Origin of the sequence: Bacillus sp. ISL-78 (genome assembly GCF_018613455.1) — a bacterium.
In the GTDB taxonomy this organism is placed as follows: domain Bacteria; phylum Bacillota; class Bacilli; order Bacillales; family DSM-1321; genus Peribacillus; species Peribacillus frigoritolerans.
The window spans coordinates 243,920-256,795 of the sequence record NZ_JAGGQC010000013.1 but is presented as its reverse complement, the minus strand read 5'-3'; the positions used below and the strand labels follow the sequence as shown (position 1 = coordinate 256,795).

Annotated in this window: 12 protein-coding genes; 3 read left to right on the top strand and 9 right to left on the bottom strand. The window is 43.9% G+C overall.

Annotated elements, in window-relative coordinates:
- Nucleotides 1-627: 627 nt before the first annotated feature.
- The 3 genes from J7I96_RS15150 to J7I96_RS15140 all read left to right on the top strand — a co-directional run bounded on the left by J7I96_RS15150 (nt 628) and on the right by J7I96_RS15140 (nt 2,786).
- On the top strand, nt 628-1,806 hold the full coding sequence (locus J7I96_RS15150; protein ID WP_214925042.1) for an MFS transporter: 1,179 nt from the start codon (nt 628-630) through the stop codon (nt 1,804-1,806).
- A gap of 403 nt (nt 1,807-2,209) precedes the next feature.
- Nucleotides 2,210-2,401: a hypothetical protein gene (locus tag J7I96_RS15145; RefSeq protein WP_048681418.1), complete on the top strand. Its 192-nt coding sequence runs from the start codon at nt 2,210-2,212 to the stop codon at nt 2,399-2,401.
- Nucleotides 2,391-2,786 carry a VOC family protein gene (locus tag J7I96_RS15140; RefSeq protein WP_214773417.1) on the top strand — a complete coding sequence of 132 codons (396 nt, stop codon included), beginning with the start codon at nt 2,391-2,393 and terminating at the stop codon, nt 2,784-2,786. The genes J7I96_RS15145 and J7I96_RS15140 overlap by 11 nt, the downstream gene beginning before the upstream one ends.
- Nucleotides 2,787-2,951: 165 nt before the next feature.
- Here the strand turns inward: J7I96_RS15140 and J7I96_RS15135 are convergent, their stop codons facing one another.
- The 9 genes from J7I96_RS15135 to J7I96_RS15095 form a co-directional block, all read right to left on the bottom strand.
- On the bottom strand, nt 2,952-4,835 hold the full coding sequence (locus J7I96_RS15135; RefSeq protein ID WP_214773416.1) for a S8 family peptidase: 1,884 nt from the start codon (nt 4,833-4,835) through the stop codon (nt 2,952-2,954).
- Nucleotides 4,836-5,229: 394 nt separating this feature from the next.
- A complete protein-coding gene (locus J7I96_RS15130; RefSeq protein ID WP_214773415.1) occupies nt 5,230-5,937 on the bottom strand; it encodes an ABC transporter ATP-binding protein in 708 nt (235 codons plus the stop codon).
- Nucleotides 5,937-6,719 carry an ABC transporter ATP-binding protein gene (locus J7I96_RS15125; RefSeq protein WP_214773414.1) on the bottom strand — a complete coding sequence of 261 codons (783 nt, stop codon included), beginning with the start codon at nt 6,717-6,719 and terminating at the stop codon, nt 5,937-5,939. Before J7I96_RS15125 ends, J7I96_RS15130 begins: the two co-directional genes overlap by 1 nt.
- Nucleotides 6,691-7,656, bottom strand: a complete 966-nt coding sequence (locus J7I96_RS15120) for a branched-chain amino acid ABC transporter permease (RefSeq protein WP_034308749.1) — start codon at nt 7,654-7,656, stop codon at nt 6,691-6,693. Before J7I96_RS15120 ends, J7I96_RS15125 begins: the two co-directional genes overlap by 29 nt.
- A gap of 13 nt (nt 7,657-7,669) precedes the next feature.
- Nucleotides 7,670-8,548, bottom strand: coding sequence for a branched-chain amino acid ABC transporter permease (locus tag J7I96_RS15115; RefSeq protein WP_095390668.1), 879 nt, complete (start codon nt 8,546-8,548; stop codon nt 7,670-7,672).
- Nucleotides 8,549-8,711: 163 nt separating this feature from the next.
- Nucleotides 8,712-9,890, bottom strand: a complete 1,179-nt coding sequence (locus J7I96_RS15110) for an ABC transporter substrate-binding protein (RefSeq protein WP_214773413.1) — start codon at nt 9,888-9,890, stop codon at nt 8,712-8,714.
- 548 nt (nt 9,891-10,438) lie between these two features.
- Nucleotides 10,439-11,146: an ABC transporter ATP-binding protein gene (locus tag J7I96_RS15105; protein WP_214773412.1), complete on the bottom strand. Its 708-nt coding sequence runs from the start codon at nt 11,144-11,146 to the stop codon at nt 10,439-10,441.
- Nucleotides 11,146-11,925: an ABC transporter ATP-binding protein gene (locus tag J7I96_RS15100; RefSeq protein WP_214773411.1), complete on the bottom strand. Its 780-nt coding sequence runs from the start codon at nt 11,923-11,925 to the stop codon at nt 11,146-11,148. The genes J7I96_RS15105 and J7I96_RS15100 overlap by 1 nt, the downstream gene beginning before the upstream one ends.
- On the bottom strand, nt 11,900-12,871 hold the full coding sequence (locus J7I96_RS15095; RefSeq protein WP_214925039.1) for a branched-chain amino acid ABC transporter permease: 972 nt from the start codon (nt 12,869-12,871) through the stop codon (nt 11,900-11,902). The genes J7I96_RS15100 and J7I96_RS15095 overlap by 26 nt, the downstream gene beginning before the upstream one ends.
- Between the last annotated feature and the right edge of the window lie 5 nt (nt 12,872-12,876).

The following is a 12,876-nucleotide window of genomic DNA, read 5'->3' as shown; positions in this document are numbered from 1 at the left end:
GTGACCGTCTTATCATCAAGAATGTGATAGCTTAAACCAAAAAACTCTCCGTCTTCCGGAAAATTTTTGTATAAAATCCTCGAGTTGTTCGGAATTTAGTTTAACGACCATAGGTTTCTTCCTATCATGTAGAGAATCTTCTACCCTCTCCATTACAGTCTCTGTAAATCTACCCATAATTAACTCCTTTAATCTCTCATTTCCCAAATAATATACCTTATAAATGGTAAATAAAAGGTCCTTAATAAAAATTTCATAATAATGACACGACTCCTCAACAACTCTCCCAAGTATCTTACATTTTCACCATAATTACCAATTTGATTAATTAATTCCCATTCGAACTGCACGGTTGTTTCATTCAAAGTTAATTCCACACTACAGAAACGTTCTGTATAGTCAGGAACATGGTTTAATGGAAAATCCGCTATAAGACCCTATGTGTTGTGTTTCCTGAATATAAAGTGACCTCCAACCCGAATTTTTGTTTCTAATAAAATTTTTACGGACTAACAATTAATCAATATTACTCAGATTTATAGTGATCGCTTAATTTTTATAGATTGTTCTCTATAACTTTAGTAAAATGAGAATGATAATTACTATCAATTGAGGAGAATAACTATTATGGGTGTACCTTTGTTAAAAGAAGAGCTTCCTGTTGTTAATAAAATCTGGTCGCGTGATTTTATTATAATTTTCTTGGCTAACTTTTTTGTTTTTTTATCTTTTCAGATGACTTCCCCGACCCTTCCACTTTTTGTAAAGGAGCTTGGCGGCAATGAGCGTTATATTGGGTTGGTTGCTGGCATGTTTTTATTTTCTGCCCTGATTGTCCGCCCCTTTGCTGGACAGGCCTTGGAAACAAAAGGAAGACGTTTTGTTTTCCTGTTCGGTCTAGCCATATTGGCTGTATCGATTGGTTCGTTTGGATTTATGATGAGTATTTTCCTTCTTTGCGCTATGAGGATTGTGCAAGGGATTGGTTGGGGATATACGACCACGGCATCGGGTACGATTGCCTCCGACCTTATCCCAGCCAAGCGTCGGGGTGAGGGAATGGGATACTTCACGTTATCGGGTAATTTGGCGATGGCTTTTGGTCCTTCATTCGGGCTTTTCTTAGCAGATGTTTTAACCTTTCAGCATTTGTTTTTATTTTGCGGGGTAATATGCCTGGCAGCTTGGATCATGGCTTCAACGATTACGTATAAAAAAGTGGATCATGCTTTTGCCCCAGTTAAAACTAATAGGTTTGATATTTATGAAAAAAGCGCTGTTGTTCCGTCCGTTCTTGTTTTTTTCATTACAGTGACTTTTGGCGGGACCGCTACCTTCTTACCGCTTTATACAATTGAAAAAGGTCTGACAGGTATTCAAGGATATTTTATTCTTTACGCCTTGGCCCTTATTTTCACACGTATGTTCGCTGGAAAGATCTATGATCAAAAAGGACATCGAGCTGTCTTCATTCCATCCACTCTTCTTATCGTAGTGGCGATGCTATTGCTAGCCTGGATGCCAAGTAATATGATTCTGTATATAGCAGCTATTTTATATGGCATTGGATTCGGTGCTGTCCAACCGGCTCTTCAAGCATGGTCTCTTGAACACGCTGCCCGAAACAGAAAAGGCATGGCCAATGCCACTTTCTATTCCTTCTTTGATCTTGGAATCGGTTTCGGTGCCATTCTCTTTGGACAAATCGGCTATCTGTTCGGGTATATAAGCATATACATAATGGCAGCAGTTTCTGTGGGGATTTCAATGGTGGCTTACCTATGGATTTTAAGAAAAATGAAGTAATTACACAATAAGGGACATCCTTATGGATGTTCTTTTTTTGAAAGGTCTTTTAGTAAAGATTGTTGTTATTAAAACGAAACGATTTAAGGTTGATTGGAGCGGAAGTGCGAGACTCCTGCGGGAGCAGTGGGNNAGGAGGCTCACCGCCCGCCCCGCGGAAAGCGAGCATCTGGAGGGGAAATCAACCACACCACATTACTTGGTAAATGGCAACAAAGTATTCGAATACAGCCTATTGAAAATAGTAGTGATTTTGTAGAACAGTTTATCGCATTTGCATCAGCACATTTTTTAACCCCATGTAAACTATGTTATGATTTTATTAGTTTTAAGTAATGTTATTGTATTCCCTGTTTCCTTCTCTCTTTTTCGATGTATGATAGAAAAAAAAGGAGTTTTGGGAATGATTATTCTGCAGTATATTGGAAAAGTTTTTTCATTCATGCATAAGGATATACCGGAAACTCATGTTAAATGCCATGTTTGTGCAGGTACAGGCGCCTACGATATTTATACAGATTGCCTTACCTGTAATGCAAAGGGATTGATCAGTAAAGTTGAGTATAATAGGAGGCTTGAAGAGGGTGAAATTTAAAGAATTTCATGAAGTCGATATATGTAATCTAAGAAGCAATATTGGCTATTGCTTCTTTTTTGTCCCCAAAAACAGTACGGTTTCCCCTCCATCTTTAAAGGATATTTTTTTATATCAGCGAGATACATATGACAGCAATTACTCATTTGCGAGTGAGGAGAATCAACATAATATGATCTATGATTTCGGTGATCATATCAAAAAGATGCGTAATGCTCATTTGGTGGCGGATAATTCAGTAGGGATTGAGCTTTTTGAGTTTGAGGAGCCGAGGATGCCTAAGGGTGAGCGTCGCGGTATAAGGGATTTTTTCATATTTGCCTGCTATCGGATGATATTGATAAGCTGGCTGAGGTCATGGTGCCTCCGGCGGATAAAGGCGTAGCGATCTATGGAATACCTGGAAGAACAAGCCTTATTATTTAATATATTGTCCTTTCGGCAATATCATTGAACTTTACAGCCGAAGCACGGAATTGATGTATGGAAATAGAGATTGATTTAAGAACAGCCCCCAATTAGATTATTGGGGGCTGTTCTTGTTTTTCCATCACTTTTTAACTGTTACTTTTCTTGATTCGCTTACGTTTTTCGCTTTATCTTTGGCATGAATATATAGGTTCTTCCCGGCTTTTTGCTTGGGAATTCTAACCGAGAATGTACCTTTGGTCGTTGCTGTGGCAGAGCCGATCACTTTTTTTGATGCTTTGATGGACACAGTGGAGTTAGCTTCTGCTTTGCCGGTTACTATTGTCGTTTTTGTCGTGACTGTGTTGACCGTCGGTTTACTTGGTGCTGTTTTGTCTGCGACGGTCACGGTTTTGATCGAGCTTATATTGCCCGCTTTATCGGTTGCTGTAATGGATAGGACTTTTCCGGCCTTTTGTTTTTTTGACATCGTTACGGTGAAATTCCCTGCGCTGTTGGAATTTGCTTTGCCTAGAACCGTTCTGCCGGTTTTGACGGTGACGGAAGAGCTTGCTTCCGCTTTGCCGGTTACTTTTACGGTATTGTCACCTACCGTATTTACGGACGGTCTTACAGGAGCCGTTTTATCTGCCACTTTAAATGAAACGGGAATACTTTTATTTCCCGATTTATCGATGAGCCTAGTAGAGATAGTCGTTCCGGCTGTTTGTTTTGCGATGGTCGCTGTAAACGTTTTTTCGCCGCTGATCTTCACTGTGGCGAGTTGTTTTTTATCGGTATAAATGGAGACGGTCCCCGCTTTGAAATCAGCCGGGATTTTCCCATTGATCTTGGTGTCCTTATCGGATATCGCAGTCACGGACGGTTTGGTCAGCGTCTTCATTTCCAGTGCTTTTTTGGCATTGACCCGCCCGTTTCCATAGTAGATGTCTTTCCCTTTTGTGCCTAGGTCCACGGCTGAATCATAGAGACGGTATTCAACCTCCGTTTTGTTTAGTTTAGGCTCATTGGACCAAATCAATGCCGCTACACCCGCCACCATCGGCGTGGCCATCGATGTTCCGCTCATCCAGCCGTATTTACCATTTGGCAGGGTTGAAAGGATGTCATCCCCAGGGGCCGCAATATCGACTGTTGAATGGTAGTTGGAATAACTGGGACGCTTGTCACTTGAGTTAGTGGCAGCTACGGAAATGACGTGGCTGAATGCAGCTGGGTACACTCGCTGTACATTTTTCCCCATATCCCCTTCATTCCCGGCAGCCGCGACGATCAGTACGCCTTTTTTATAGGCTTCCTGGACGGCCTTGTTCAAGGACTCCGAATAACTTGTGTCGCCTAAACTCATATTGATGATGTTTGCCTTTTGCTGAACGGCATAATGTATAGCTTCAATGATATCGGCCGTATCGGCATACTCTCCATCAAAGACGTTGATCGGCATTAGTTTAACGTTCGGGGCAATACCCGTTCCGCCTATGCCGTTGTTCGCAGAACCGGCAATGATGCCAGCGATATGCGTTCCATGCTCCCCTTTTGGGACGATATGCTTCCGATTGCGTATCGTATCATAGGCATTGACGATCCTTCCTTTTAAATCTTCGTGGTTGCGATCGATGCCGTCGTCAATGATGGCCACGATCAATTCCTTTGATCCCATTGTTTTTGTCCACGCTGCACCCGTACCAAGCTTTTTATGGTGCCACTGGTCTATGTAGGCTGGATCGTTCGGGCTTTCCATCTTCTTGAAAAGATAGTTTGGTTCTGCATATTCCACATCCTTCTGTTCTTCAAGTTCCTCGATCAGGTTATCGGTTGATTCCCCTTTAGGAACCTCCACCTTTTCTATCAACTCGTTGATCGGCTCATCGTTCGCCTCTTTGTACTTGACGATGACACCATCAGATTGCGGCGTCTCTTCTGCAGATGCAGCATCTGGCTGATAGATTGGCAGAATCATAAACAGTAATAATACCGGCAATATAGCCTGAATAAGCTTGTGCATACAATCACTCCAAAAAATATGATTAAGAATAGCTATCGATGAGGTTATATCATGAACCAATTCTACTATTATTCCTAACTAGATTGTATACCGTCCGATAAGGTTTTACTAACCTTTTTATCTAGTTAAATTATCTTATTTACACAACAAAAAAACCGCTATAAAGCAGTCTCGGATTGTCGACAAAATGGGGTTCTATCTACGAGACGCGAGACTCCTGCGGGAAATGCGAGTCCAGGGGAGACCCCGCAGGCGCGAAGCGTCGAGGGCGGACCGCCCGCGGAAAGCGAGTGCCTGGAGTGGAAATCAACGGTCCCTTTCTCCAAACAAAAAACTGCAGGCAAACTCGCTTTTCATCGAGTTTGCCTGCAGTTCGGAATCGCTATAACACGGTTTAATGTCCGCCTAAATAGGCGTTCTTGATTTCTTCGCTTGCGGTCAGTTCCTCTGATTTGCCTGATAGGACGATTCGTCCGGTTTCGACAACATAGGCTCTGTCGGCTATGGATAGTGCTAAGTTGGCATTTTGTTCGACCAGCAGAATCGTCGTACCTGTTTTGTTGATTTCTTCGATGATATGAAAGATTTGCTTCACCAATAATGGGGCAAGTCCCATCGATGGCTCGTCCAGTAACAGAAGACGGGGCTTGGCCATGAGGGCCCTGCCCATCGCGAGCATTTGCTGTTCCCCGCCGGAAAGGGTTCCGGATTGCTGTTTCAGACGCTCCAGTAAACGCGGGAACAATTCATAGACTTTCTCCATGTCCTGCTTGATGCCTGCCTTATCTTTGCGCAGATAAGCACCAAGCTGAAGGTTTTCTTCGACGGTCATGTTAGCAAAGACCCGCCGGCCTTCAGGGACATGGGAAATGCCCATTTTCACGATGGATTGTGCTGCCTTTCCGCCGATGGAATCCCCTTCGAATAGGATCTTCCCTTGTTTTGGTTTTAATAGGCCTGAAATGCTTTTCAGCAACGTGCTTTTCCCGGCTCCGTTCGCCCCGATCAGGGTTACGATTTCACCTTCGTTAATAGAAAGCGAGATTCCTTTCAAGGCTTGAATGTTTCCGTAATAGACGTTGATGTCCTCGATTTTTAACATTATGAAACCTCCTCGCCCAGATAGGCCTCGATGACTTTTGGATTGTTACGGATTTCCTCTGGCTTTCCTTGAGCGATCAGTTGTCCGTGATCGAGTACATATATGCGTTCGCAAACACCCATGACGAGCGGCATATCATGTTCTATCAATAATACGGTCAAATCGAATTTCTCACGGATGAGGGCAATCAGGTTCATGAGTTCGTGCGTTTCCTGGGGGTTCATCCCCGCTGCCGGTTCATCGAGCAAAAGCAGTTTCGGGTTGGCGGCAAGTGCACGGGCGATCTCCAAACGTCTTTGTTTACCATACGGCAGGTTCTTTGCCTTTTCATCCTTATATTGATCAAGGTTGAAAATCTTCAAGAACTCAATCGCTTTTTCATCCATTTCCTTTTCGCCTTTAAAATGGATCGGCATGCGGAGGATCGAACTTAAGATGCCATGCTTAGAAAGCGAATGATAGGCCACTTTTACATTGTCGATCACGGATAGCTCACTGAATAAGCGAATGTTCTGGAATGTCCGGCTGATCCCCTTTTGCGTGATTTTATATGGAGGCAGTTTTCTTAAGTTCTCACCTTCCAAGGAAATGGTGCCCTCCGTCGGGACGTAAACTCCTGTCAGCAAGTTAAAGAAAGTCGTTTTTCCAGCGCCGTTCGGCCCGATCAAGCCAATTAGTTCCCCTGGATATAACTCGACGTTAACATCAGAAACGGCTTTAAGCCCTCCGAACTGGATGCCGACCGAATCGACTTTAAGCAGCGGTGTTTTTATTTTTTTCATGGCTGCTTCCTCCTTTACGTTTGAACATGGATGTTATTTCTTTGGTACCCATTAAACCTTGCGGGCGATAGAGCATCATCACGATTAGCACAAGACTGTAGATGATCATTCGCGTTTCCGGATAATCCTGCAGGAAAGTCGTGACTACCGTCAGTAATATCGCGGCCAATACGGCACCGGAAAGACTTCCAAGGCCGCCAAGAACGACAAGGATCAAAATATCGAATGATTTCAGGAATCCAAAGTTCGATGGCTGGATGATATAGAAGTTATGAGCGTAAAGCCCTCCAGCGATACCGGCAAAAAAAGCACCGATCGCAAAAGCGACAACTTTGTAATAGGTCGTGTTGATTCCCATCGAATCGGCAGCCGTTTCGTCCTCGCGGATTGATATGCAGGCTCTTCCGTGGGTCGAGCTAGTAAAGTTTCGGATGACGATGATCGTTACGATGACGGATGCGAATACCCACGGCCAAGTGGTCAAATGGGAAACCTGCATGCCGCTGGCCCCGCCGACATAATCGATATTCAAAAGCATGATCCGGACGATTTCCCCAAAACCAAGGGTCGCAATCGCCAGATAGTCACCTTTTAAGCGTAAGCTAGGAATTCCGATGATCAATCCTGCCAGCGCTGACGCCAAACCGCCGACTATCAATGCTGCATAAAATGGCATTTCCAGCTTCATCGTCATGACGGCTGAGGCATAGGCACCGACTGCCAGGAAACCGGCATGCCCGATGGAGAACTGCCCGGTTATCCCGATGATCAAGTGCAGGCTCGCTGCCAGAATGATATTGATCCCGATGAACATGAGCGTATTTTGATAAAAAGGATTTAGCGATCCGCCGCCGATTAACACTTGAACTACGGCGAAAAAGATCAATGATAGTGAAATCGAGAGCCAAAAACCTTTTGCTCGCTTAATTGTAGTCATTGCTTTGTCTCCCCTATACTTTTTCTTTTTTGTTTTTACCGAATAAGCCTTGTGGCATGAAAATCAAGATAAGAATCAGTACGACGAAGGCTACAGCATCACGCCATAATGAGTAACCGGCGGCACTGACCAAAGCTTCGATGACACCTAGCAATAGGCCACCGACCATCGCGCCCGGTATAATCCCGATTCCTCCAAGTACGGCGGCAACGAATGCCTTCAATCCAGGAAGCACACCCATGAGCGGCTCGATCTTTATATAGTAAATACCGAAAATGACGCCCGCTGCCCCAGCCAATGCGGAACCGATTGCAAAGGTGGCGGAAATCGTGTTATCGACATTTATACCCATCAGCTTAGCTGCATCCGCATCGTAGGAAACGGCACGCATCGCTTTTCCAATTTTTGATTTATGAACGATGATTTGAAGGATGATCATCAAGACTACAGCCACTCCAAAAATCAAAACCGATTGACTATTGATGGAAACTCCAAAAATATTGAACTTGTCTGTCGGCAATACATCATTCGGATAAGCTTCCGGCTGTGCACCGCGGACGTATATGAATCCGTATTCGATCAAAAGGGAAACACCGATGGCAGTGATAAGTGCCGCGATACGCGTTGCGTTACGCAATGGCTTGTACGCGATACGCTCGATCAATACCCCAAACAGCGCACAGACCGTCATCGAGATTAATAGGGCGGGCACGAATGACAGATCCAGGACCGTTATTGAGTAAAACCCAACGAATGAGCCGACCATGAATACATCGCCATGTGCGAAGTTTATCAATTTAACAATCCCGTAAACCATCGTATATCCGAGAGCGATAAGGGCATAAATGCTGCCTAATGAAACCCCGTTTATTAACTGTTGTATCAATTCCATGTTCGACTCTCCTTGAAAATCTAATTTTATGAATAATTAGTCCAGACTCTTTTCATTCCGTTAAGGGGATGTTCAGCACCCTGGCATGCTTGAAAAATGAGAATTCGCCAGCACCTTCTTATTAAGGAAGGGCCGGCGAAAGGGTTGGAGTTGTTCTCCGAAATTAAGGATTGATTTTTGTGTTGAATACTTGTTTTCCTTCCTTAAATTCAAGGATGGTGGCAGATTTGATTGGATTATGTTTTTCATCCAATGTGAATGTACCCGTAACAAGCTCAAGGTCAGCCGTTTTTTCCAGCGCTTCTTTGATTTTTTTCGAATCCGCTGAACCGGCACGTTTAATCGCGTCTGCAAGGAAGTATCCTGTGTCATATCCTAGGGCATTAAATGCATCCGGGGACTTATCTTTGTATTTCGCTTTAAACGCTGACACAAAATTCTGAATTTTCTCATCAGGATCACCTGAAGAATAGTGGTTCGTGATGAACGTATTATTTAGAGCTTTTGCACCGGCAATTTCAACTAGCTTAGGAGAATCCCAGCCGTCGCCGCCCATGAATGGAACATCAAGTCCAGTTTCCCGTGCCTGCTTCACGATCAGACCAGCTTCCTCATAGTAACCAGGAAGGAAAATGAAATCAGGTTTTGCCGATTTCAAACGAGTCAATGTGGAACGGAAATCAGTATCCTTCGCAATGTAAGCTTCCTCAGCAACAACCTTTCCGCCATTCTTTTCGAATTGTTCTTTAAAGGCTGCGGCTAACCCTTTTGAATAATCACTTGCGCTGTCAATATAGATGGCTGCACTTTTCGCTTTGATTTCTTTAGTGGCGAAGTTTGCAGCTACCGTCCCTTGGAACGGATCGATGAAGCTTGTCCTGAAAACGTAATCGTTCAATTTATCCTTGCTGAAAGTGATTTCAGGGCTTGTACCAGAAGGTGAAATGACCGGCACTTTATTATCTTGGGCAATCTGTACTTGTGCAATCGAGTTCGTGCTTGTTGCTGCGCCTACGATCGCTGCAACCTGATCTTGTGATGTCAGCTTGATCGCTCCGCTTGTCGCTTCGGACGCTTCAGATTTATTATCGACTTTAATTAGTTTGATTTTTTTACCGTCAATGCCTTCTTTATTGATTTCCGCAGTTGCAAGCTCCAGACCTTCTGCAATCGATTGTCCATATGAAGCGACACCGCCTGATAATTCAAGGTTGACACCGATTTTGATCGTATCTCCATCCCCGCTTGATTTTTCAGATGAACCAGAGCCGGAACATCCCGCTAGCACTCCTGCAGCAAGTGATAGAGAAAGGAATGCACTTGCTAATTTTTTCTTTTTCATAAATAATCCCCCCATTTTGTAATCAAGCTCTGATGCATGAATATTTATTCATGATGCTTCAGAAAAAAATTGATTAGATGAAATGTTTCAAATTAAATTAATATTTCGAAAAATAGTTTACCGCATAATTTTCATTCCGTCTATACATTAATTGCGAGAAGATTTCGCTAGATAGGAAATCTTTCACAGGTAGTACTATATCATTTTTATCTTTATATATTTTAAATATTGCGAAAACAAGCGATATAATCAGAAAAAACTGATAATTAAATTATATTGATATTACAAACTCCTTATTTATAGATCAAAAAAATTTATTCATTCGCTTATTTTCATCATCCTATTAATTACATTTTTACCAAAATACAAGTATAATGATAGGGAATTAAACCCAGTTTTTTCGTGCTTTTTTAGTCTTAATTCCTATATCGAAATTGAATAATACTATATTGGATGTATAAAATCATGCATGAAACCCTGTGCTTTTTTATCTTCCTGCATATTTTGCATAAACTGATCAACAAACAAATAAACCGCCAAACGGCGGTTCAGTGGCCTCCTAAATAGGCCATTTTTATTTCTTCACTTGATGTTAGTTCCTCGGCATTGCCCGACAGGACGATTCGTCCCGTTTCAACGACATACGCCCGATCTGCAATGGATAAGGCGAGGTTGGCGTTTTGCTCGACCAAAAGGATCGTTGTGCCGGACTCACTGATCTCCTGGATGATGTTGAATATTTGCTTCACCAAAAGCGGTGCAAGGCCCATCGAAGGTTCATCGAGCAGTAATAGTCGCGGTTTCGCCATTAAGGCCCGACCCATTGCAAGCATCTGCTGTTCGCCGCCTGAAAGCGTGCCAGCCTGCTGTTTGATTCTTTCCAGCAGCCTCGGAAATAGCTCGTATACCTTTTCCATATCCTTATGGATGCCATCTTTGTCTTTCCGCAAATAAGCTCCTAGCTCCAGGTTTTCGGCCACCGTCATGTTGGCGAAGACACGTCGTCCTTCAGGTACATGGGATATGCCCAGTTTCACGATGGCCTGTGCCGCTTTTCCCCCAATCGATTCACCTTCGAACAGAACTTTTCCTTGCTTTGGTTTTAAAAGACCGGAAATCGTTTTGAGCAGCGTGCTTTTTCCCGCCCCGTTCGCCCCGATCAAGGTCACGATTTCCCCCTCATTTATCTCCATGGAAACCCCTTTTAGCGCTTGGATATTGCCGTAATAAACATTGATGTCCTCTATTTTCAGCATCAGGAAACCTCCTCCCCTAGATATGCCTCGATAACCTTTGGATCGTTGCGGATTTCTTCCGGTTTTCCGTGAGCGATGAGCTGTCCATGATCAAGGACATAAATCCGTTCGCATACACCCATGACCAGTGACATATCATGTTCGATTAGCAAAACGGTAAGGTTGAACTCCTTCCGGATAAAAGCAATGAGGTTCATTAATTCTTTCGTTTCATGGGGGTTCATCCCGGCTGCTGGTTCGTCCAGTAAAAGAAGTTTCGGATTGGCGGCAAGGGCACGGGCGATTTCCAGCCGCCTTTGCTGTCCGTATGGAAGATTCTTCGCTTTTTCATCCTTAAAATGGTCAAGATTGAAAATCCGCAAAAATTCGAGCGCCTTTTCATCCATTTCCTTTTCCCCTGAAAAATATCCGGGCAACCGGAATATGGAGCTTGGAATTCCATGCTTGGCAAGCGAGTGGTAAGCAACCTTCACATTATCGATCACGGATAACTCACTGAAGAGACGAATGTTTTGAAAGGTCCTCGAGATCCCTTTTCGGGTAATTTTATAAGGCGGCTGCTTATTTAGATTTTCCCCGTTCAAGGCGATCGTTCCTTCCGTAGGGACATACACACCCGTCAATAAATTGAAGAAGGTCGTTTTCCCAGCCCCATTCGGCCCGATCAGGCCTACAAGTTCCCCTGGAAATAATTCCACGTTCACATCGGACACCGCTTTCAATCCGCCAAAGCGTATACCCACCGAATCTACCTTAAGCAACGGTATTGTGACTTCCATCCTTTGGGCCCCCTTTCGTTTTTTTATGTGTGAACAATGATGTGATTTCTCTTGTTCCCATTAACCCCTGCGGGCGGAAAATCATCATCAGGATCAGGACAAGACTATAGATGATCATCCTCGTTTCCGGATAATCCTGAAGGAATGTCGTCACGATCGTCAGTAAAATGGCGGCTAAAACCGAACCTGAAAGACTTCCAAGACCGCCAAGTACGACGAAAATCAGTATATCGAAGGATTTCAGGAAACCGAAATTCGATGGCTGGATAATATAAAAATTATGGGCATAGAGCGATCCGGCAATTCCGGCAAAAAAAGCTCCGATGACAAAGGCCGCCACTTTATAATAGGTCGTATTGATTCCCATCGCATCAGCCGCCGTTTCATCTTCCCTAACAGATATGCATGCACGCCCGTGAGTCGAATTTGTGAAATTCCTGATGACTAAGACGGTGATCATGACACAGGCAAAAACCCATGGCCAAGAAGTCAGGTGGGATACCTGCATCCCGCTTGCACCGCCTACATAGTCAATATTCAAAAGGACGATCCGGACAATTTCCCCAAAACCAAGGGTGGCTATCGCCAGGTAATCCCCCTTCAGGCGCAAGCTGGGTATCCCGATCACCATACCCGCAACAGCGGCGATGACGCCCCCAGCCAATACGGCTATGATGAAAGGAAGTTCCAGCTTCATTGTCATGACTGCCGAAGCATAGGCCCCAACCGCTAAAAAACCGGCATGCCCGATCGAGAACTGCCCGGTTATTCCAATGATTAAATGAAGGCTCGTCGCCAGCATGATATTGATGCCGATGAACATGAGCGTGTTGATATAAAATGGATTGAGGATACCGTTTGAAATGGTGTACTGCATGATTCCGAAAAAAATAAGTGCGAGCACGATCGAGAGCCAAAAACCCTTTGAATTCTTTAAAGTAGTCATCGCCA

Bases quoted from the DNA above. Each gene is read 5' to 3' on its own strand.
- J7I96_RS15150 (WP_214925042.1), top strand. From the start codon at position 628: ATGGGTGTACCTTTGTTAAAAGAAGAGCTTCCTGTTGTTAATAAAATC.
- J7I96_RS15145 (WP_048681418.1), top strand. From the start codon at position 2,210: ATGATTATTCTGCAGTATATTGGAAAAGTTTTTTCATTCATGCATAAG.
- J7I96_RS15135 (WP_214773416.1), bottom strand. From the start codon at position 4,835: ATGCACAAGCTTATTCAGGCTATATTGCCGGTATTATTACTGTTTATG.
- J7I96_RS15130 (WP_214773415.1), bottom strand. From the start codon at position 5,937: ATGTTAAAAATCGAGGACATCAACGTCTATTACGGAAACATTCAAGCC.
- J7I96_RS15125 (WP_214773414.1), bottom strand. From the start codon at position 6,719: ATGAAAAAAATAAAAACACCGCTGCTTAAAGTCGATTCGGTCGGCATC.
- J7I96_RS15120 (WP_034308749.1), bottom strand. From the start codon at position 7,656: ATGACTACAATTAAGCGAGCAAAAGGTTTTTGGCTCTCGATTTCACTA.
- J7I96_RS15115 (WP_095390668.1), bottom strand. From the start codon at position 8,548: ATGGAATTGATACAACAGTTAATAAACGGGGTTTCATTAGGCAGCATT.
- J7I96_RS15110 (WP_214773413.1), bottom strand. From the start codon at position 9,890: ATGAAAAAGAAAAAATTAGCAAGTGCATTCCTTTCTCTATCACTTGCT.
- J7I96_RS15105 (WP_214773412.1), bottom strand. From the start codon at position 11,146: ATGCTGAAAATAGAGGACATCAATGTTTATTACGGCAATATCCAAGCG.
- J7I96_RS15100 (WP_214773411.1), bottom strand. From the start codon at position 11,925: ATGGAAGTCACAATACCGTTGCTTAAGGTAGATTCGGTGGGTATACGC.
- J7I96_RS15095 (WP_214925039.1), bottom strand. From the start codon at position 12,871: ATGACTACTTTAAAGAATTCAAAGGGTTTTTGGCTCTCGATCGTGCTC.